This is a genomic window from Curvivirga aplysinae, from assembly GCF_009711445.1.
Classification (GTDB): domain Bacteria; phylum Pseudomonadota; class Alphaproteobacteria; order UBA8366; family Aestuariispiraceae; genus Curvivirga; species Curvivirga aplysinae.
This window is the reverse complement of sequence record NZ_SMMC01000196.1, coordinates 1-20,136: the sequence shown is the minus strand read 5'-3', so window position 1 is coordinate 20,136 and position 20,136 is coordinate 1. Positions and strand designations below refer to the sequence as shown.

The 20,136-nt window shown below is 41.1% G+C and carries 19 protein-coding genes; 10 read left to right on the top strand and 9 right to left on the bottom strand.

Going from position 1 to position 20,136, the window contains the following annotated elements; all coding sequences use genetic code 11:
• Window positions 1–4 precede the first annotated feature (4 nt).
• A complete protein-coding gene (locus E1160_RS11950) occupies window positions 5–385 on the bottom strand; it encodes a response regulator (protein ID WP_155155453.1) in 381 nt (126 codons plus the stop codon).
• A gap of 341 nt (window positions 386–726) precedes the next feature.
• On the opposite strand from E1160_RS11950, the gene E1160_RS11945 reads away from it, so the two are divergent.
• On the top strand, window positions 727–1,536 hold the full coding sequence (locus E1160_RS11945; RefSeq protein ID WP_155155451.1) for a hypothetical protein: 810 nt from the start codon (window positions 727–729) through the stop codon (window positions 1,534–1,536).
• Between the two features lie 174 nt (window positions 1,537–1,710).
• On the opposite strand, the gene E1160_RS11940 is transcribed toward E1160_RS11945, so the two are convergent.
• From E1160_RS11940 to fbaA, 3 genes are all read right to left on the bottom strand, one after another.
• Entirely contained in the window at window positions 1,711–2,856 is a 1,146-nt protein-coding gene (locus E1160_RS11940) for a methyl-accepting chemotaxis protein (RefSeq protein ID WP_155155450.1), read from the bottom strand.
• Window positions 2,857–2,860: 4 nt separating this feature from the next.
• Window positions 2,861–3,394, bottom strand: a complete 534-nt coding sequence (locus E1160_RS11935) for a PAS domain-containing protein (protein ID WP_155155449.1) — start codon at window positions 3,392–3,394, stop codon at window positions 2,861–2,863.
• A gap of 244 nt (window positions 3,395–3,638) precedes the next feature.
• Window positions 3,639–4,715: a class II fructose-bisphosphate aldolase gene (fbaA, locus tag E1160_RS11930; RefSeq protein ID WP_155155448.1), complete on the bottom strand. Its 1,077-nt coding sequence runs from the start codon at window positions 4,713–4,715 to the stop codon at window positions 3,639–3,641.
• Between the two features lie 245 nt (window positions 4,716–4,960).
• On the opposite strand from fbaA, the gene E1160_RS11925 reads away from it, so the two are divergent.
• The 3 genes from E1160_RS11925 to E1160_RS11915 all read left to right on the top strand — a co-directional run bounded on the left by E1160_RS11925 (window position 4,961) and on the right by E1160_RS11915 (window position 7,260).
• The gene (locus E1160_RS11925) at window positions 4,961–5,890 is read left to right on the top strand and encodes a CehA/McbA family metallohydrolase domain-containing protein (protein ID WP_155155447.1); all 930 of its coding nucleotides are present in this window, start codon (window positions 4,961–4,963) and stop codon (window positions 5,888–5,890) included.
• Window positions 5,891–5,995: 105 nt separating this feature from the next.
• Window positions 5,996–6,643 (top strand): CDP-alcohol phosphatidyltransferase family protein, encoded by a 648-nt coding sequence (locus E1160_RS11920; protein ID WP_155155445.1) that lies wholly within the window; start codon window positions 5,996–5,998, stop codon window positions 6,641–6,643.
• On the top strand, window positions 6,640–7,260 hold the full coding sequence (locus tag E1160_RS11915; RefSeq protein WP_155155443.1) for a DUF2062 domain-containing protein: 621 nt from the start codon (window positions 6,640–6,642) through the stop codon (window positions 7,258–7,260). Before E1160_RS11920 ends, E1160_RS11915 begins: the two co-directional genes overlap by 4 nt.
• Before the next feature lie 15 nt (window positions 7,261–7,275).
• Here the strand turns inward: E1160_RS11915 and E1160_RS11910 are convergent, their stop codons facing one another.
• Both E1160_RS11910 and E1160_RS11905 read right to left on the bottom strand, forming a co-directional pair.
• Entirely contained in the window at window positions 7,276–8,430 is a 1,155-nt protein-coding gene (locus E1160_RS11910) for a pyridoxal phosphate-dependent aminotransferase (protein ID WP_155155441.1), read from the bottom strand.
• Between the two features lie 55 nt (window positions 8,431–8,485).
• On the bottom strand, window positions 8,486–10,180 hold the full coding sequence (locus tag E1160_RS11905) for a gamma-glutamyltransferase (protein ID WP_155155439.1): 1,695 nt from the start codon (window positions 10,178–10,180) through the stop codon (window positions 8,486–8,488).
• A 36-nt stretch (window positions 10,181–10,216) separates the two neighbouring features.
• Here E1160_RS11905 and E1160_RS11900 point away from each other — a divergent pair, with 36 nt between their 5' ends.
• The 5 genes from E1160_RS11900 (at window position 10,217) to radC (ending at window position 14,834) form a co-directional block, all read left to right on the top strand.
• Window positions 10,217–11,548, top strand: coding sequence for a M48 family metalloprotease (locus E1160_RS11900; protein ID WP_218048873.1), 1,332 nt, complete (start codon window positions 10,217–10,219; stop codon window positions 11,546–11,548).
• Between the two features lie 136 nt (window positions 11,549–11,684).
• On the top strand, window positions 11,685–12,446 hold the full coding sequence (locus tag E1160_RS11895; RefSeq protein WP_218048872.1) for a DsbA family protein: 762 nt from the start codon (window positions 11,685–11,687) through the stop codon (window positions 12,444–12,446).
• Window positions 12,447–12,461: 15 nt separating this feature from the next.
• Window positions 12,462–13,178 (top strand): DNA/RNA nuclease SfsA, encoded by a 717-nt coding sequence (gene sfsA, locus E1160_RS11890; RefSeq protein WP_155155434.1) that lies wholly within the window; start codon window positions 12,462–12,464, stop codon window positions 13,176–13,178.
• A 144-nt stretch (window positions 13,179–13,322) separates the two neighbouring features.
• Complete coding sequence (map, locus tag E1160_RS11885; RefSeq protein ID WP_155155432.1) at window positions 13,323–14,135, top strand: type I methionyl aminopeptidase; 813 nt, start codon at window positions 13,323–13,325, stop codon at window positions 14,133–14,135.
• A 12-nt stretch (window positions 14,136–14,147) separates the two neighbouring features.
• Complete coding sequence (gene radC / locus E1160_RS11880) at window positions 14,148–14,834, top strand: RadC family protein (RefSeq protein WP_155155430.1); 687 nt, start codon at window positions 14,148–14,150, stop codon at window positions 14,832–14,834.
• A gap of 4 nt (window positions 14,835–14,838) precedes the next feature.
• Here the strand turns inward: radC and E1160_RS11875 are convergent, their stop codons facing one another.
• Window positions 14,839–15,945, bottom strand: coding sequence for a carbohydrate kinase family protein (locus tag E1160_RS11875; protein WP_155155428.1), 1,107 nt, complete (start codon window positions 15,943–15,945; stop codon window positions 14,839–14,841).
• 377 nt (window positions 15,946–16,322) lie between these two features.
• On the opposite strand from E1160_RS11875, the gene E1160_RS11870 reads away from it, so the two are divergent.
• Entirely contained in the window at window positions 16,323–16,616 is a 294-nt protein-coding gene (locus E1160_RS11870) for a hypothetical protein (RefSeq protein ID WP_155155426.1), read from the top strand.
• Between the two features lie 2 nt (window positions 16,617–16,618).
• On the opposite strand, the gene E1160_RS11865 is transcribed toward E1160_RS11870, so the two are convergent.
• Both E1160_RS11865 and E1160_RS11860 read right to left on the bottom strand, forming a co-directional pair.
• Window positions 16,619–18,730 (bottom strand): molybdopterin-dependent oxidoreductase, encoded by a 2,112-nt coding sequence (locus E1160_RS11865; protein ID WP_155155424.1) that lies wholly within the window; start codon window positions 18,728–18,730, stop codon window positions 16,619–16,621.
• Window positions 18,717–19,925 carry an aminotransferase gene (locus E1160_RS11860; RefSeq protein ID WP_155155423.1) on the bottom strand — a complete coding sequence of 403 codons (1,209 nt, stop codon included), beginning with the start codon at window positions 19,923–19,925 and terminating at the stop codon, window positions 18,717–18,719. The genes E1160_RS11865 and E1160_RS11860 overlap by 14 nt, the downstream gene beginning before the upstream one ends.
• Window positions 19,926–20,136: the final 211 nt, after the last annotated feature.

Here is a 20,136-nt window from a genome sequence, read left to right as displayed (position 1 = left end):
TCGCTTAGGAAGCCAACTGAATTTTATCCAAGAAGGGAACCAAATCCTCAACAGAAAAAGGCTTGGAAAGTTGTCCTACAATATTCACCCCATGGGCCTTTCCAAGTATGGATGCGGCATCCAAGTAACTGTCGGCATATCCCGACATCAGGACAACCGGAATATTGGGATGTTCATCTCCTAAAGCTTGAACTAATTCGATACCGTCTACATCAGGCATAACGATATCTAAAACGGCCCCAAGATAATCTGAACTATCATTGATCGCTTTGATAGCCTCGGAGGCAGTAGTTACCACCGTAGTATCAAAATTCTTAGTTTGGCAAATATCAGCAACAAACTGTGCCATATCTCGCTCGTCATCAATGATCAAAATTTTATTCATTGAAACATACCCCCTCCCGCCAAAAATTTAACCAAAACAGTTTAAAGCGAATAAAACTCAAAAAACTGACAAAAATCGGTAAAATACCTGTTCTAAGGATAAATATTTGGACTAAAAAATAGTAAGCCCCTAATGGAATATTAGTTTATCATTAAGTAACGGTCTACTATTTTGTGCCCCCTTCTGATGAGGACAAAAATTAACAGAAAGTCGAGAAAAAACGTATGACGGGAATTTCTTATTTTACACATATACCTAGAACTGAAAAATGCCCCAACCGCTTCATTAACTAGAAATTATCGTATATCATACAGCCTAAATATAATTACGTTTGGATATAGATGCTCAAAATTTGGAAAATATCTATCATCTTCGTATTTCTGACATTTACTCAGATAACGGTGGATGCACACGCAACACAAATCAACCTTCGAGTGGAAGGTAGGTCTGACAATTCATATAGTTATTTTCATGAGTTACTTGTCACTTCTTTAGCAAATCAAGGGCATCAAGCAAGCCTTGTATTCTCAAGAGATTTACCGCAAAAACGTACTGTGCAGCTTTTTGAACGCGGGGAACTGGACCTGATATGGCTGGTTGCGTCAAAGGAAAGAAATAATAAATATATTCCTATTGAAATAGATATAACCAATAAACTCATTGGTCAGCGCATCCTTCTCATCCCCGCAGGCAATAGGAAAAAATATGAAAAAATCCAGACATTGCAAGATTTCCGAAATCTAAACAAATCTGGCGGCTTTGGCATGAATTGGTTCGACATCAAAGTCTGGGCATTGAACGATTTAAAACATCAAATCGTTGATGGAGAATGGCGTAATATCTATGCAATGACAGCAAGCCAAAAACATAATATAGACTATTTTTCACGCGGTATTATAGAAGTCTTCACAGAATCCCATCTGCATAAAGGATTAGAGATAGAACCAAGACTTATCCTTGCCTATGATCGTGACTTCAGATTTTATTTATCTCATGAAAAAGAAAACCTGAAATATATTATTAAAGACGCTCTGAAAAACGCACAAGAAACTGGCCTGATTGACCAGCTACTTCAAAAACATTATGGCGCCATCTTCCGCCGTTTAGATACTCAGAACCGTATAATACTAAAACTTCAAACACCTGAATAAAATCTAGTAAATCACGTAAGCTGATTTGGTTCACTTACATAGCTAAGACATAGAATACGGATTCCAGTGTTTTCTCCTAAAAAAGATCACATGTCACCATCCCATAAATTGATCTTTTGAGTTCAATTTTTTTAAAATAAGAGCGTTACTTCTATCTCGAACTATTTTTATATTCTAAACAACCTTTTTTACTTCAACCAAGAAGTCATCGACAATTTCTGCAAGACTTTGAGATTGATCTTTCAAATCAGACGAAGATTGGCTGACTTCACCCGCAGCCTGCCCAGTTTCTTGGGCTGCTTCAGTCACCATTGCAATATTTGTTGTTACTTCCGCTGTACCTGCAGAAGCTTCTTCAATATTGCGTGTGATTTCATTTGTTGCCGCAGATTGTTCTTCAACTGCTGCTGAAATTGACGAATTCGCAGAATTAATCAAACTTACTTTTTCTGAGATATTATGTATCCCATCAACAGTAATATCAGTGGCTTCCTGAATATTCTTTACATAATTCCCAATATCAGCCGTCGCCTGCCCTGTTTGATTGGCAAGGTTTTTCACTTCATTCGCAACCACCGCGAAACCTTTACCTGCTTCACCCGCACGCGCAGCTTCAATGGTAGCGTTCAACGCTAAGAGGTTTGTTTGATCTGCAATGTCATTAATAATACTCACTGCATTTACAATCTGATCTGCCGCTTGTTTGAGATCGTCCACTTGACTGGCGACTTTTGATGAAACCTCTGCTGCTTCATTTGCCACGCTTGAAGCATTCATAACTTGCCCAGAAATTTCGTTTATCGCGTTTGTTAATTCATCGGAAGCTGCAGCTACTGTTTGAACATTTACCGCAGCTTCTTCCGCAGCGGCAGCCACTGCGGTTGCCTGTTCGCTCGTTGAGTTGGCAATATTCTGCATAGAAGATGCTGAATTATCCAGTTCAGATGAAGCAGAGGAAACAGTCGAAACCACGCCACCAACATTATTTTCGAAATGCTCCAAAGCCACTTCAAAGCTATCTACCCGTGATTTCATACTGTCTAGCGCATTGTTCACAGTGCGACTGGCATTTAAAAAAGCACCATCCATACTGGTTTCAACAATCTTACGGTAATATTTAGAATTGCTGACATGTTCCATAGCGGCCGCACTTTCACGCAGATATGCATCTGAACGGTCTATAAAATCATTAATTCGATGCAAAAGAATACCAACATCCCCTTTCGCATCAATGTTTGTCAAACGCGCCTCAAAATCGCCCTTAATCGCACGTTCTAATACATCAATTGCACGTTTTATATCGCGACTATTTCCAAACATATTCTTATCTCCCCAATGAAAGCATCAGCTCGTTGAAGCCCATTCCTGTTTGACCTAATAAATCCAACACCGCCTGTACCGCATTATCCATCCCCTCTTTCGGGCTGGAAGCCGCTTTTTCAGTCGCTAGTAGATCTCTGTATAATGGGATAATTTTATCCTCGATCAGCCGCCTATCTGGCTTACGGCGGCTACTATGATACCCAACCAACTTACCCGAAGTATTAAAACTTGGTGTTATATGTGCAAATACCCAATAATGATCGCCATTCTTTGAGCGGTTATTGACATATGCAAAGACCTCTTCACCTGACGCTAAAGTATCCCAAACTAATTTAAAGGCTGCGCGTGGCATTTCAGGATGCCTAATAATATTATGCTGCTTACCTAAAGATTCTTTCTCAGAAAAACCCGACATCTTGTAAAAGGTATCGTTACCATAGGTAATTTTACCAGCTAGGTCGGTTTTTGTAACTATGATTTCATTTTCATCAAAGGTGTGTTCCACACCAGTAAGATGAGGATTGCCGTATAACAAGTAGTTGCCCCCACTAAATCTTTTTTTAACAAATTTGATAATTTAATGACTATCAAAGTTATTATCACTTCTGGGATTTTAGATCAGAACTACAAAAAGAACAGCCTAAAATAAAAAAACATTTTATATCAGCAATTTATTATGGACAAAGAAAAGTCCCGAAACATCCCAAACTTTCTCGAAAGATAGCATAGTGTTTCGGGACTGTATAGATAATCAGTTGTTATTTACAACTAAAAGTATTTTACTTTGTCGCAGTTCTACCAACAGATCCAAGATCGGCGAAAGCTTCATCTAAACGTTCTGCCATACCTTTTTCACCTGCACGCAACCATTTGCGTGGATCGTAGAGTTTTTTCTGAGGATTACCTGTTTCAGGATCAATTTGATGATGGAAAGCCACATTATTTTCTTCCACATATGCCCCAACTGCTTCGGAGAATGCGAATTGTGTATCCGTATCGATATTCATCTTAAACACACCATATTCGATAGCGGCAGCAATCTTATCTTTTTCAGAACCTGATCCACCATGAAATACCAGGTCCAATGGATTGTGATCTGTGCCTTTTTCTTTCGCTACTAATTCTTGTGATGCTTTCAATATCTCCGGACGAAGCTTCACATTACCAGGCTTATATACGCCATGCACGTTACCGAAAGAAGCCGCAACTGTGAAATGACCTAGATGATTCAATCGATTATAGGCCTCTAGAACATCTTCAGGCTGAGTGTATAATTTTGCATTATCCATCTGATCTTCATCAATATCAGATCCAACACCATCCTCTTCACCACCTGTTACACCTAACTCAATCTCTAAACTCATACCAATCTTTGCCATGCGTTCTAGAACACGTGCACTTTCAGAAAGATTGAATTCCAGATCATCTTCGGACAAATCAAGCATATGCGATGTGAATAATGGCTTGCCATGTTTTTCATAATAAGCTTCGCCATGTTCTAATAAAGCTTCAATCCACGGAATCAAAGAACGGTTCGCATGATCAGTGTGAAGAACGACCGCCACCCCATAATGTTCCGCTAATAAATGAACATGCTGTGCCGCAGAGACAGCGCCAAGGACCTTCGCCTGAAAACTGTCTTCCAAAGATGCCCCAGCATAGAATTGTGCCCCACCATTCGATAATTGAATGATCACATCAGAGTCGTTTTTTGCCGCGGCTTCCAAAACAGCATTTAAGGAACTGGTACCGACAATATTCACCGCAGGTAATGCAAAACCACCCGCCTTGCAGTGATCAACCAAAGCTTTATAATCTTCACCATAAACAACACCCGGCTTTAATTTTAAGCTCATTGCCCATTCCTTTCACGTCTAATCGACTTATTTGACCCCAATCACCACACATATAATCTATGCGTAAAATCTGCCTTCATATGCCCTAAAACATACCAATAAAGCAAGATTCAAATCGCAAATTGGCCCTGATCCGAAATTAAAACTCAATTAAAGTAATGAAATAATAGAATTCGTTGTCTAATCGCTGAAAAAAGTTAAAATAGAAGCAACACATTCTTAAAAATTTTAGAGCGAATCGAAATATGGTGGCCGAGCTTCATTTTGACCAAGAAAAATCACAAAACACCGATCGTGTTTCCGTGACATTCGATTTGCACTATCACACAAACATCTATCGTTATTCAAAGTCCAAACGTGACCAACGCCTAGCCTTACATCACAAATGTTTAAAAGAAACGAATGTAGATTTTGTTGCATCCACAGAACACGGCTATAAGGCCCCATTGGATGCTTATCTGTATTTAAGAGATGCTACAGAGGACCTTCACACTACGATTTTACCCGCCGTTGAGGCTGTATCGTCTGAAGGCGTTGATATTATTTTCATCTTCCGTGATGAAGCTGATTTAAGACGCGGGTTGAATAAACTTCCCCCTTTCGAATGGTCAGTGAATGACATGAACCAACTTCGTGATGACTTAGGAGCAATCACAAGTATTCCACATCCATTTACACCGGGAAAAACAGGCCTTGCAAACGCGGTAGGTGATAAACGTTTTATGGAGTTACAGGAAGAGAGTGATTATGTAGAAATCCATAATGGACTTAGTCTGCATTTCCTAGAAAATGGCATTAAAGACGGACAGTTAGTGGCACCACCAGCACTAAAACGCAAAGTGAATTATACTTATCGCCTACCAAATGAATTTCGTCTAGATCATGTCGGTTGGTCGGTAAGTTCCGATGCGCATTTCCCATCCCATCAAATGATCGTTGGTTCAGTCGATTTACCTGATAACCATAAAACTATTCCAAATGACTGGTTCTCCTTCCTTCAACAGCGCCATAAATTCCGAAAAAAAGAAGTTCGCGAAAGCAATAAAAAACAATGGCTGAATGTTTGGCATATGCTGCAAAGTGGTTATTGCACAATGGAAGAGGCTATCGAAAAAAGAGCACAAAAAAGCGGCATAATTAAAGTCGCTGCTCATAGGCATCCTGACGCGGCATAAACTTTCCGTGAAACTTTAATAAAATGGACCAGAACTTATTGTTTCATTCCTTCTGATCAGATAAAAGCCCTATAATAGTTTTTCATATCAGGGCTTGATTTATCTATGGATTACTTCAACGAAGACGAAAGAAAGAAGCAGAAGGAATTTGCAGCATGGCGTGATCGTGCGCTTAACCCTGTAATCAAATTATTTCTTGCGCTTCGATTAAGCCCAAATCACATTACAATCATCGCTATTTTATGTCTGATTATAGGCGTGGCTCTGCCCACACAATTCGAGTATTGGTGGATCATTAGTATCTTACTATTTTCCTATTGTGTTCTGGATGGTTTTGATGGACCGCTAGCACGGCGTATAGGTAAGGCCCATGAAGGTGGTGCCATGGTGGATATGGCCGCAGATCAAATCGGTGTTCCCCTAGTTGCTGCGGCTGGTGCATGGCATTGGGGTGTTGATCCTTGGAGCGCAGTTGTTTTCTCCGCTTCTTATATCTCATTTATTATGTTGGCCGTTTACGCAAATCAACATCAGATCCAACTTTGGACATTTTTGCGTGTGAAATATTTCTACTATTTCCTTTATTGCAGTTCTGCCTTGATCCAATACGAAATTTTAGTCTATGCAACGCCAGTATTCGCGATCTATTACAGCTTCTTCTGCATTCATGCCTTGCAGCGAATATATAAGCATTTCGATCAATTACATGAGGCGAGCAAACCGGAAAATTCTTTAGAAGGAATTACCAAATGAGTTCAAATGCACCAAAAGGTGTTTTGAAGAGGTTAAGACATCGAAAAAATAAAGAATATTGGTGGTCGAAAGCTTTTCGATATCTTCACTATAAACTTATTATTCCGATTCAACGTGAAAAAGACTCACCGCACCTTATTGCCTATAGTGTGATGATTGGACTTTTTGTTGGCTTCACACCAAGCGTTGGCATTCAAATGCCCGCTTTATTTGTGATCTGGTGGATTGCTAAAAAAGTTTTTAAATTTAACTTCAGCCTTCTAATTGCAATTGCTTGGTCATGGTTTTCTAATGCAGCAACCATGATTCCTCTTTATTACCTGTTCTATGCGACAGGTCGTTTGATATTACCTACAGATGAGGATGATTTTTCTTTTGAAGATTTCTCAAGCTACATAAGCAATAATTTAAGTGCAGATGCAGGCATAGCAGAATCTTTTAAATTTCTTATTGATCTAATTGAACTAGTTGGCTCAAGCCTGTTAATCGGAAGTCTTCCATGGGCAGTTGGATTGGGTTTGCTGGGGTATTGGTTATCACTTCGGGCAACGCTCAGCTATCAAAGATTTCGTCAGGAACGTATGCTTAAAAAACTCCATGAAAAAAGCGATCAATAATTGATCGCTTCATTTTTATCGTTTCCAATTTCTAAGAGCCTCGATAGCCCCAATTATTTCATCATGCCCTGCAGCAAAGGAGAAACGCATAGTATGATGACCATTAAATGGATCAAAATCCAAACCCGGTGTTACGGCCACTCCCGTCTCTTTTAAGATACGTTGGCAGAAAGTAACTGAGTCATCCGTTAAATCAGATACATCCGCATAGATATAAAAGGCACCATCGGAGGGAGCCAGTTTCTTAAACCCCAACTCTGGTAAGGCGTTCAACAAAACTTCTCGGTTTTTTGCATAATTGCAAATGTTCTGTTCTAATTCTTCCTTTGCATCAAAAGCGGCTACAGCTGCAACCTGACTTAAAGTAGGTGCTGAAATAAATAAGTTTTGCGCCATAGATTCAATTTGGCGTTTTAAATCCTTTGGCATCACCATCCAGCCAAGGCGCCAACCGGTCATAGAAAAATATTTAGAAAAACTATTAATTATTATTGCTTCTTTTGTGTGTGATAAAGCGGTTTGGAAGTTGCGCCCATAGCTAATGCCTTGATAGATTTCATCAGAGACTAAACGAATACCATGTTCCTGACAGAATTCTATTAAAGCCTTTAATTCAGCATCATCCAACATAGTACCACTTGGATTAGAGGGACTTGCTAAGATCAATCCATCTAACTTACCATTTTGCATAGCTTGCTTAAGTAAGTCGGGGCTGGGTTGATACCTATCTTCGGGCCCAGTTTCCAACAAAACAGGCTCAACACCTAACATATTTAAAATATGGCGATAGCAAGGGTACCCTGGAGCTGCAAGGGCAACTCTGTCTCCTGGATCAAAAGCAGATAAAAAAGATAACAGAAAGCCAGTGGATGACCCAGTTGTAACAATGACATCATCAGAAGCAACATCAACACAATAATCCGATTTGTAATGGGTCGCTATAGCCTCTCGCAATTCAGGAATACCCAAGGCGACGGTATAACCGATTTTATCCGTGTCCAAAGCATGTTTGGCTGCCTCAATAACTTTCTTTGGAGCCCCGGTTCCTGGCTGCCCTACTTCTAAATGATAAACGGCTTGTTTACTAGCCTCTCGTTCTGCGGCAGCGCGCATAACTTCCATTACAATAAAGGCAGGTACATTCGAACGATGCGATTGTTTTAACGCCATCTCAACATCCTCACAGGAAAAGAATACTCATTTCTTCAACAAATAAGAAAATCGTTTATTCGGAAGTCATTAGACTCAAGCCATGTCCACGAGAATCTGTAAATGTCAAACATTCGGCACCAACTTCCGCACGTGGCAAACCGTTCTTGCAAAAAATTGCATTCAAACGATTAGGTAATTCATCGCTCACGACACGATATCCCTTCGCTTTCAATTGCGAAATTGTATCGGCATTAAAACTTTTCTCTACCAAGACAGTACCAAGATCATTCGATAAGCCCATACGTGGTTCAACAAGAGCATCAATCAAATTCTTCTCGTCGACAACGACATCAAGCATAACATTCATTGCACTTATTTTCTTAACAGAGCTACCTGCACCGGCAATGGCTCCGTGAAAACTATTAGTATTTGCACTAATGACTGCCATAGGTGCTAAATTCAATGGATTACGTGTTTTCGTGTCAGGATTCGCAGCAATCATAAACCCTAACCCTTCAGCCATCCGCCCTGTGCCGAATAGATTATTAAGGCTAAGATCACAAATTGCCGCATTTCCGTTTCTATCAACTACAACAAAACCAGTATTATAAGAATTTTCACTAAATTTCACATCAGTTAGACGAGCAGTATATGCCTTAGAAGCGTCAAACCCGCTCATAACTTTTTCTGCATATTCCTGTCCCAAAAATTGATCTTTAGAGACAGAAACATTCCAACCTTTCTCCAGATACTCTTGCTGATGCTGATATGCACGCTTAGAAGCTTCTAATAACAGATGCAATCGATCCACTCCGGATAAGTCCTCATATCGTTCATCTGCATTCGCCAATGCCAGAGTTTCCGCTATAACCGAACCTCCTCCTGCAGGCGCCTCAGCAGTATAAAAGGTATAATCACCAGCCTGCACACCATAAACACCACGCCATTCTGGAAGATAATTACGTAAGTCTTCTTCAGATACATTTCCACCAGCAGCTTGAATGCCAGCGGCGACTTGACGTGCAAATGGTCCTTGATAAAAAACTCCGGCCCCTTTAGCGCGAATTTGTGCCAACGTAGCTGCTAGATCTACTTGGGCAAATCTATACCCTTCAGGATGAACCCATCCTTCTTCATTCACAAAGATTTCTTTAACATTGGCATCCCTCATCAACGGCTTTTCAGCCAATGTGACATCAGCACGTGCAGCACGAGAGAAGCGATGACCATAACGTGCATATTGCTCAGCAGGTAATACTAACTGACGCCAATCCATTGTACCGTATCGGGCATGCATAACCGCCATACCTCTGACCATCCCAGGAATTGCAGCCGCACGCCCCTCAGTTTTCAAACTTCCAATTTTACCAGTAAAATCCAAAGTTTCCGTTAACCCAATAGCACCATCATGCATAAGGCAAACTCCACCAGCTCCTAATCCTGCACGCCCCGGGTAAGTGGCTGCCATTGTAAAAGACATTGCAATGGCGGCATCTGCAGCAGTTCCACCTGCAGTTAACACATCACGTCCAACAAGCACGGATGTTGGTTCATCCCCCGAAATAGCTCCATAAAACCCTTGAACATAACCTATCTGACCTAAGGGTACTTCTTCATCTTGCGCACAAGCAGATAATAATAATCCGGAAACAATTGCCAATGACGTTGCTGCTCGTCTCGTAAAAAATGAAAACTGGGGTTTGCGTGTTTCCCAATTCATCCCTACATTAGATTTTTCTGCGACAGGATTGAGCTTTTTAAAATGCATCGACTTAAAACCCTATATAAATGGATATGTTCTTTTATGGTTGTGTGGTTAATGGCGCATAGCCTAATCACATCTGCCGCGAGTGCAAGCTCAATCAGCTATATTCGTGATACAGAAATTGAAAATGCTATCCGATATTATTGCCAACCAATCTTTGAAGTCGCAGGATTAGATGCTGCCTCTGTAAATATTCATATTATTAACGATAAACGCCTAAACGCCTTTGTTGCCCAAGGACAACAAATATTTATCAACACAGGAACAATCGCAGCAGCCGAAAAACCTGAAGAAGTTATCGGTGTTTTAGCCCATGAAACCGGCCATATTACAGGTGGTCATTTATCACAACTTTATGCCAATTATGAGCGTGCACAAGATATCAATTTGGCCGCGGCAGTGCTTGGATTGCCATTAGCGATTCTCTCTGGGCAGCCTGAAGTCGCGATTGCAGCTCTTGGATTAGGTTCTCAGGTCGCCACTCGTGGCTTCTTAAAATACACACGCGCAAATGAAGAAGCTGCTGATCAAGCAGCACTGACTTTTCTTGATTCCGCGGGCATTACCAGTGAGGGAATGTTAACTTTTTTGAATAAAATTCATCAACAAAGTCAGATATATTCCGATGCGCAAAATCCTTATTCTCAAACCCACCCATTAACTCAATCACGAATCAACTTTGTTGAACATCACACGCAACGCTCAAGCTATACTGGCAAAGAAATGTCGGAAGAGTTTTACAGGATTCATGACCGTATTCGTGCAAAAATAATTGGCTATATTGATGGCTTAGAAACAGTAAGTAAAATTTACCCAGAATCGGATAACTCCATTCCAGCACAATATGCCCGTGCTATAGCGCATAAAGAGAATGGGAATTATGACCTTGCCATAGAAATTGTAAGGGGTTTGCAAGCCCAAATACCTGAAGACCCGTTTTTCATTGAACTCGAAGGCGATATCTTATTGGATGCCGCCAGAATTGAAGAATCGATTAAGGCTTATGATCGCGCGCTTGCGATTATTCCATGGGCAGCCTTAATTCATCAAAATGCAGGGCGTGCGCGGATAGAAACCCAAGATCCAGAACTCTTACCTGCCGCTCTAAAGAATTTAAAAACAGCCGCTCGTCTAGAACCAAACGTTTCCTCCAACTGGCGTTTATTGGCTACCGTATATGGAAAGATGGGAGATCAAGCAAATACCGCGCTTGCTCTTGCAGAAGAATCTCTGCTTAGAAATAGATTAGAAAGTGCGATTACCCAATCAGATAAAGCATTGGATCTATTACCCCGTGGCAGTGCAGGATGGCTTCGCGCCGAAGATATCAATCTTCGTGCAAAGGACCTTCAAAAAGAGAGAAAATCTTAACATTTCGATCAAGTGTTCATCATATATTTGTGAACTGGTACAAAATGCATCGCGCGCCTCTTGCAACTCTGCCATCAAATCGCCACTATCAATGGCAATAAAACGACAATTATCTATCTGCATACGGGACTTCGTTATGGGATCAATTAAATCCAAATTTTTTAATTTCACCGCTGCATCTGCAATTTTGTTATCTTCATCTGCCTTCACAATAACAGCGCAAGCTCAAGATATTTCCGACATTTCAAAAGAACAATTGGAAGAGATTATCCATAACTACCTGATGGAAAATCCTGAAGTTATGATCCGTTCACTTGATGCTTATTATAAAGAACAAGAAGAACTGGCCGCAGCAGAATCCGCAAAAACTTTAGAAGGCCTTTTGCCCGCTATCAAAAAAAGCGACGAATATCCTGTCGCAGGTAATCCTGATGGTAAAGTGACAATGGTTGAGTTTTTTGACTATAACTGTGGATATTGTAAACGTGTGTTACCTCAAGTGAATAATATCATTGAAAATGATGACGATGTACGCGTTCTATTTATAGAACTCCCAATTCTTAGCCCTACGTCTGTTATTGCCGCAAAAGCAGCATTAGCTGCAGATATGCAAGGTAAATACATGGACTTCCATGTCGCTATGATGAGCGCCCGCGGCGGTATTACTGAAAAACGTGTTTTCCAAGTAGCAGATTCCGTTGGTCTAGATGTCGAGAAATTGAAAGTCGATATGGAATCAGATGAAGTAACCGGGAAAATCAGCCGTAATCGACAAGTTGCACAAATGCTAAACCTTTCCGGCACACCTGCTTTCATCATCGGCAATGAAATTGTTCGTGGTGCCATTGGTGAAGACGCTATGCTTGGCTTAGTTAAAAAGGCAAAAGAGGAAAGTTAAGAGGTCTTTTTCATCATGAAATTCGACAATCCCCTTACCAAGGGGAAATTAATCAAACGTTATAAGCGTTTTCTGGCAGATGTGGAACTGGCGGATGGGTCTATTGTAATAGCCCATTGCGCCAATTCTGGTTCTATGATGGGCCTAAAAGATGAAGGTTCAGATGTTTGGTTATCTCCAAATACCAATCCAAAGGCCAAACTGGATTGGCGTTGGGAACTTGCGAGTCAAAACGGTATACCTGTTGGGATAAATACATCTCGCCCCAATGCAATTGTAGAACAGGCAATTATTGATGGGAAAATCATCGAACTTTCTGGTTATACAAATACCAAACGTGAAGTAAAATACGGTAAGAATAGCCGAATTGATATTCTGCTTTCTGAAAACGATAAACCAGATTGTTATGTCGAAGTTAAAAACGTAACCTTACGTCGTCTAGATGGCACTTATCCAGATGCAGCGGAATTTCCTGATGCCGTTACCGCGCGCGGGGCGAAACATCTAGATGAAATGTCTGATATGGTCGCCCAGGGTCATCGCGCCGTTATGGTCTATCTGGTACAACGCCCAGACTGTAATGAATTCAGATTAGCAAATGATATTGATCCAACATATAAAACAGCTTTCCTAAAAGCGCGAGAAGCAGGTGTAGAGGCTGTTTGTTATGATTGTGACATTACGGAAACAGAAATCACCATTCGGAATCCACTTAAGATTTCTATAGACTGATAATTTCAACTATAGATTTTTATTAGTTTTACACCACCCCCTTGGCGAATGGCCGAGTTCGGGGTAAAAGAAGCAAATGTAAAATATTCATAGATTGAATATAGCTGATAAAAAGATTTGATGTGATTAAGAAAGATTTGTCTGATGGACGACTATAACGACCCTGATTCTGGCCGTATTAAAATTCATACACCTGAAGATTTTGAAGGTATGCGCAAAGCTGGCCATCTTGCGGCTGAGTTGTTGGATCATATCACTCAATTCGTTGAGCCTGGCGTTACCACAGATAAATTGGATCAAATTTGTCATAAGTATATTCTTGATCACGATGCGATCCCTGCACCGCTTAACTATCGTGGCTTTCCTAAGTCTATTTGTACTAGTGTAAATCACGTTGTGTGCCATGGTATCCCTGACCCAAGCAAAAAACTTAAAAATGGTGACATCATCAATATTGATGTAACCGTCATTGTAGATGGCTGGTATGGTGACAGTAGTCGCATGTATATGGTTGGCGACAAAATTCCTGTAAAAGCGAAAAATCTGGTTCGTGTGACCTATGAATCCATGATGATTGGTATTGAAATGGTAAAACCGGGTGTAACTTTGGGTGACATTGGGGCTGCCATTCAACAACATGCTGAAAAACATCGTTTTTCCGTTGTCCGTGATTTTTGCGGTCATGGCATTGGTCGTGTTTTCCACGATGCACCAAGTGTTTTGCATTATGGTACACCGGGTACAGGTGCAGTCCTGCAAGAAGGTATGTTCTTTACCATTGAACCTATGGTCAATGCGGGTAAATATGCATGTAAAGTTCTGCAAGATGGTTGGACTGCTGTAACCAAAGATAAATCCTTATCTGCCCAGTTTGAACATACAATTGGCGTGACAAAGGATGGTTATGAAATTTTTACAGCCTCTCCTAAAGGCTGGACCCAACCACCTTACGCATAAAGTTCTGACTGAATGGGGGATGAAGTCAGAAAAGACCAATTAGGCCACAGGAAACGTCTTCGCACACGTTTCCTGAAGGACCTTGGTCGGGCAATGGAAGATTACGAACTTCTGGAATTAATTCTAACTCAGGCAATCCCGCGTGGTGATGTTAAGCCGTTAGCAAAGCAACTTATTAGCTATTTCAAATCTTATGCCGGTGTTTTATCCGCCACACCTGAAGAGTTACAAAAGGTCGAAGGCGTCGGGGAAGCAGCCATTGTAGCCATAAAGCTTTCACAACAATCAGCTTTACGCTTATTAAAACAAGAAGCCTTTAAAGGTCATATCCTGAACAACTGGCAAAACCTAATCGACTATCTTCAGGCCGCAATGGGCCGAGAGAAAGTCGAACAACTAAGAGTCCTTTATCTAAACCAAAGAAATCACTTAATCGCCGATGAGGTACAAAATATCGGTACAGTAAATCACACGCCGCTTTACCCAAGAGAAATCGTGAAACGTGCCCTTGATTTAAGTGCTGTTGCCATCATTATCGTGCATAACCACCCAAGCGGCGACCCTGCGCCATCACAAGAAGATATTCAAATGACAAATATGGTTAAAGATGCAGGAAGCAATCTTGGCATCACCCTGCACGACCATATTATTATTGGACATAACAACTATCTTAGCTTCAAAACCCAAGGTCTTCTATGACGATTTAGTCTGCCCAACAAAATGTCAGGAACCCATCCCAATCGGCATCCATTATACGCTGATCTAAAATCTCGTTATCTTGTAATCCTGATTGTGCATCCACATGAGATACCACATAGGCCGCATTCATTGCAGCTTTCTTTATGGCAATTTCCTTTGATCGTCCCATGGCAATTTCTGAGACGCAGGTCGATGCAAAACTATCGCCTGCCCCAGCAGTTCCACGTACTTTTGCCTTATGACTTGGACAGAAAATAATCCCATCTTTATCTGCTAAATACGCACCACGTTTTCCATCGGTCAGAAGAAAGCTTTTTATACCACGCTCTAATAACGCATCAAACAAGGTTGGCAACGTCATAGAGAAGCCATGACTTTCCAATCCCTTTTTCATTAAATGAGGCCAGAAATCTACTTCAACAGATTGATCACAGACGACAGTGTTTCTCTCTTTAAGATGCACAGATAACTCCGGTATCAATTGTGCCGTCTCTCGTTCATTTAAAATCAACATATCGATTTTATCCAGAACACTATAAAACGCCTGACTGCGTGAAGATAATTGCCGAATTCCGGGATTGCAGGCAACCATAGCACCAGCTTCTTTGGCCAAGGTCACAATCTTGGCAAAACAATCCGCAGAATCACCACTTAGCCCTGTAATATAAACAAGATCACGATCCTTAAATAAACTTGGCTGGATATCCTCTTCACGCAAAGTCGTGTTTGAACCACGTGCCACAAAAATTGTTGGATTTTTAGCATGACTTGCAATCATGACAGCACGACCTGTCGGTTCAAGATGATCAATCAAGATAGGGCGCGTGTCCACATTTTCGGCTCGAAGCTGATCTTGTACTTTATGACCTTCGACGTCATCTCCAACCTTCACAAGACATGCGACATCAGCGCCACGGCGCGCCATAGAAATAGCTGCATTCGTCGCGCCGCCGCCAACATAAAAATCCACGGATTGTGCTTCTACTTTCTTGCCTTCTTCTAATAATAAAAAACTAGAATAAGCATTTTCCATCGTCATTCGTTCAAGATTATGATCTTCAACAGATGCAATGATATCAACTGTAGCCCCGCCTATGGTTAACGCTTTCATATTATTAATCCTTACTTTTAGCCTTGTTAAGGTAGCGTCGCCTCACTATCTTTATTAGACATCTGTAGAGTAAATGGATTTGACTAGGTAAGCCAATGAAAAACAACTTGAAAAAGATTTATACAACTTTCACTTTCCTGCTGATTTTCTTCGGTGATTAACAAGTTGCACATGCTGCAGATGACATATCGGTCATCAAACCCTTTTTTGGCACATATGAAGGTGATGCTATTTCTTCCGCAGAAGAAGCAGACAAACGATCCCTACGAGTAAAAGTATGGCCTACCGGCAACGACTCTTTTCATCTGATTTGGGAAACCACAGTCCATAAAACCGATGGACGAGAGAAAGTAACTGAGCATTCAGTTGAATTCCGTGTGTCTAAACGGGACGGCGTTTACGGCTCAGCCATGCGCAAAAATCTATTCGGTAAATGGGAGCCTTTAAACCCGATGAAGGGCGATCCTTATATTTGGGCAAAAATCGATAATGATACTTTTATTGTATACGCCATGATTATCACCGAAGATGGTGGATATGAAATGCAACAATATAACCGCCGTATCATTGACGATAAGACAATGGAACTCGTCTTTAACCGCATCCGTGACGGTGAAAAGCTTCGCACTATCAAAGGCTTCCTAAAGCGCGTTGAAAGCAACTATCCCTAAGGTTAATTGCATTTCTCCATAGATACACGGTTATCATGATATGCGGCGCCGCCAACAGGGCTACCTGGATCTGCACCTGTCAGGATATTGATTCCCATACCATCTAAATAAGCATTATTAGGCCAAATACTTTCAACAACTAAAGTATTTTTCTGAAGGTTTTCAGCGATCTCCACATGAATACGTAAAGACCCACGTGCCGAAGATAAACGAACTAGATCACCTTCGCTTAAACTTGCTTCTTCGGCCATTGTTTTTTCAACGATAACTGTCGGACGTATTTCTTTGGCAATAGATGTTGGCGTTTCCGTAAAACTGGAATTCAAATAATTTCGTGCAGGTGCAGTTACCAATCGATAAGGATATTCTTCGGTAGCATTTTCAATAACATCCCAATGATCAGGTAAAACAGGCATTTCTTCGCCCGGAATATTATTCATTCCATAACCCGCTTCAGGATTGCCACTTTCGGACATGGATACCCAATCAGCTTTGAAATGAAATTTACCATCTTCATGCGCAAAACCATTTAAGAAATGCGCAGTTTCAAAGTCTAATGCTTTATCAATCCAACGCTCATTCTCAAGATTCTCCAGCGTCTCACCATAAGACTTGTCCAGCATATCATCGATTAATTCTCGCTCAGACATTTTCATACCAGGCAAATCATCAATACCAAGACGTTCAGCTAATGCGGCATAAACTTCATGGTTTGTGCGACATTCTCCAGGGCGATCAATGATCTTTGGGCCAAACAGAACATGAGTATGTCCTCCGCCCTTATAAATATCATCATGCTCAACAAATGTGGTCGCCGGTAGAAGAATATCCGCCATTTTTGCGGTATCAGTCATAAATTGTTCATGTACAGCGACAAATAGATCATCACGCATGAAACCTTCTTTCACGCGTGCCAGATCTGGGCATATCGCCATCGGATTTGTATTCTGAATAATGGTAGCTTTAACAGGCACACCATTTTTCAAGGCATCTGGATCGTTACATAAGATATCCCCCATACGGGATTGATCCAAAATGCGGATCGACTTGTCACGCAAATCACGTCCCTGCACAAGGCGACCATCCAACCCATACATACCACTATTGGATAATAACGAACCGCCTCCTAGATACTGCCAAGACCCAAGCACCACCGGGATAGAGTTCACCGCATGCATGCTGGTTGCACCATTACGTGAACGCGTAAAACCATAACCTAATCGGAAAAACGTTTTCTTATGCGTACCAATTACTTTTGCAAATTCTTCAATCTCTTCAACAGAAAGCCCTGTGATCTCGGCAGCCCATTCTGGTGTTTTATCTTTAAGATGTTCTTCCAAAGCTTTTGGATCATCAGCGTATTTATCCATATAATCACGATCGGCATAGCCGTCACGAAACGCGATATGCATCGCTGCACAAGCCAAAGCACCATCCGTCCCCGGTTTTAAGATCAACCCCATATCTGATTGTTGAACAGTACCTGTATTGTAGACATCAATGGCGACGATCTTCGCGCCGTTCTTTTTACGAGCTTTCAAAGCATGGGTCATCACATTCACTTGTGTATTAACCGCATTGTTTCCCCAAAGGACAATCACCTCAGATTCTGCCATTTCACGCGGGTCTGCACCGCGTAACTGTCCTGTGCCAGCTGTATAGCCCGGCCATGCTAACGCGATACAAACAGTTCCGTAGAAACCAGAATATTTCTTTGCATGACGAATACGTTCAATACCATCACGCTGAACAAGCCCCATGGTACCTGCATAAAATATCGGCCAAACAGACTCACTGCCAAATTCTGTCTCTGCTGCATTGAATTTAGAAACAATTTCATCTAGCGCTTCATCCCAAGAGATGCGCTCAAATTGGCCACTGCCTTTTGGGCCATTACGTTTCATCGGATATAATAAACGATCAGGATGATGAACACGTTCTGCATAACGTGCAACCTTGGCACAAACGACACCATCAGTGTAACTATTCTCTTTCGATCCGCGGACACGACCGATCGTTTTATCGTCTATTTTTTCCACCTCTAACGCACAAGTAGACGGACAATCATGTGGACAAGCGGTGAAATGTTTTTCGATTTTCTTAACTTCGTTCATGTGCTTTCGCAGCCTCTATAACCTGATCTTCATGTTTATTTAAATAGCGCGCTAAACGGCGCAATGCTTCTTCAAGCACATCATATTTTTTGCAGAAACAGCACCGAATAAAATGATCCGGTGCATCATTTTTATAGAATGCACTGACAGGCACAGCAGCAACACCGCCATTCACCGTCATATCTTTACAGAAATCTACATCATTCATTCCAGATGACATAGATGAAATATCAACTGTAAGGAAATAGGTTCCTTCGCACTCAATAACTGAAAAGCCCAGTTTTTCCAAACCTGCTTTCAAATAATCGCGTTTCTGCTGCATTTCAATGGCAAGATCATTAAAATAACTTACGTCTTTTCTTAAACCTGCTGCCACGGCAATTTGTAAGTTAGGTGGTGTGGTGAAAGTCAAAAATTGATGTGACTTGGTAATTGTCGCCAACAACATCTCTGGGGCGGTAATATAACCAACTTTCCAACCCGTTAATGAAAACGATTTTCCTGCAGACCCAATACGAATACAACGATCTCGCATACCTTCAAATGTCATTAATGGTTTATGTTGATGTTTCTCAAAAAAGATATGTTCATAGACTTCATCACAAAGCGCAATACAATCATGTTTAATAACCAGACTTGCTATAAAAGAGAGATCGTTTTCATTAAAAACTTTGCCTGCCGGATTCATTGGTGAATTTAGCAAGATAAACTTCGTTTTATCAGAAAAGGCAGCTTCTAACGCGTCTCTATCAAGTTTCCATTCAGGTGGCGTTATTCGTATAGGAATCGGCGTTGCACCTGCACGTTCTACCAAGGGCAGATAACAATCATAAAGTGGTTCAATTAAAATAACTTCATCGCCCGGGTTTAGGAGTGCCAGACAACAATCCGCCAATGCTTCGGTTGCACCCGATGTTACAAGTACTTCTTTTTGCCAATTAATCTCCAAACCATAAAATCGCAAATTATGTTCCGCAACAGCCTGACGTAAGTCAGGATGCCCCATCATGGGTGGATATTGATTCGGTCCAGATACCAAACCTTCTGCAGCAATCTGCCTTATATCTTCAGGTCCATCCTCATCCGGAAAGCCCTGCCCCAGATTTACAGCTTCGTTCTCAATTGCGAGTCGAGACATAACTTCAAAAACAGTTGTCCCATAAGAAGATAGAATTTCGTTGGTTTCCACAGACATCAATCAAACTTTTTTTATAAAATATTTATTTCTAAATTGAGGCGCATATTATCTGTCTGCCTTGCTGATGCCAATCCATGAGTGCTTAAAAGCCGTAGAAACTATTAGAAAAGTAAGCGTCTGTATCAAAATCACATCAAAACGCTAGAATAACTAATAAAAAGCCAAATATGTGATATTCCAGTTTATAAGTTAAGCTACAGATATTAAA

Coding starts and splice junctions, on each gene's coding strand:
- E1160_RS11950 (WP_155155453.1), bottom strand. CDS start 385: ATGAATAAAATTTTGATCATTGATGACGAGCGAGATATGGCACAGTTT.
- E1160_RS11945 (WP_155155451.1), top strand. CDS start 727: ATGCTCAAAATTTGGAAAATATCTATCATCTTCGTATTTCTGACATTT.
- E1160_RS11940 (WP_155155450.1), bottom strand. CDS start 2,856: ATGTTTGGAAATAGTCGCGATATAAAACGTGCAATTGATGTATTAGAA.
- fbaA (WP_155155448.1), bottom strand. CDS start 4,715: ATGAGCTTAAAATTAAAGCCGGGTGTTGTTTATGGTGAAGATTATAAA.
- E1160_RS11925 (WP_155155447.1), top strand. CDS start 4,961: ATGGTGGCCGAGCTTCATTTTGACCAAGAAAAATCACAAAACACCGAT.
- E1160_RS11920 (WP_155155445.1), top strand. CDS start 5,996: ATGGATTACTTCAACGAAGACGAAAGAAAGAAGCAGAAGGAATTTGCA.
- E1160_RS11915 (WP_155155443.1), top strand. CDS start 6,640: ATGAGTTCAAATGCACCAAAAGGTGTTTTGAAGAGGTTAAGACATCGA.
- E1160_RS11910 (WP_155155441.1), bottom strand. CDS start 8,430: ATGGCGTTAAAACAATCGCATCGTTCGAATGTACCTGCCTTTATTGTA.
- E1160_RS11905 (WP_155155439.1), bottom strand. CDS start 10,180: ATGCATTTTAAAAAGCTCAATCCTGTCGCAGAAAAATCTAATGTAGGG.
- E1160_RS11900 (WP_218048873.1), top strand. CDS start 10,217: ATGGTTGTGTGGTTAATGGCGCATAGCCTAATCACATCTGCCGCGAGT.
- E1160_RS11895 (WP_218048872.1), top strand. CDS start 11,685: ATGGGATCAATTAAATCCAAATTTTTTAATTTCACCGCTGCATCTGCA.
- sfsA (WP_155155434.1), top strand. CDS start 12,462: ATGAAATTCGACAATCCCCTTACCAAGGGGAAATTAATCAAACGTTAT.
- map (WP_155155432.1), top strand. CDS start 13,323: ATGGACGACTATAACGACCCTGATTCTGGCCGTATTAAAATTCATACA.
- radC (WP_155155430.1), top strand. CDS start 14,148: ATGGGGGATGAAGTCAGAAAAGACCAATTAGGCCACAGGAAACGTCTT.
- E1160_RS11875 (WP_155155428.1), bottom strand. CDS start 15,945: ATGAAAGCGTTAACCATAGGCGGGGCTACAGTTGATATCATTGCATCT.
- E1160_RS11865 (WP_155155424.1), bottom strand. CDS start 18,730: ATGAACGAAGTTAAGAAAATCGAAAAACATTTCACCGCTTGTCCACAT.
- E1160_RS11860 (WP_155155423.1), bottom strand. CDS start 19,925: ATGTCTGTGGAAACCAACGAAATTCTATCTTCTTATGGGACAACTGTT.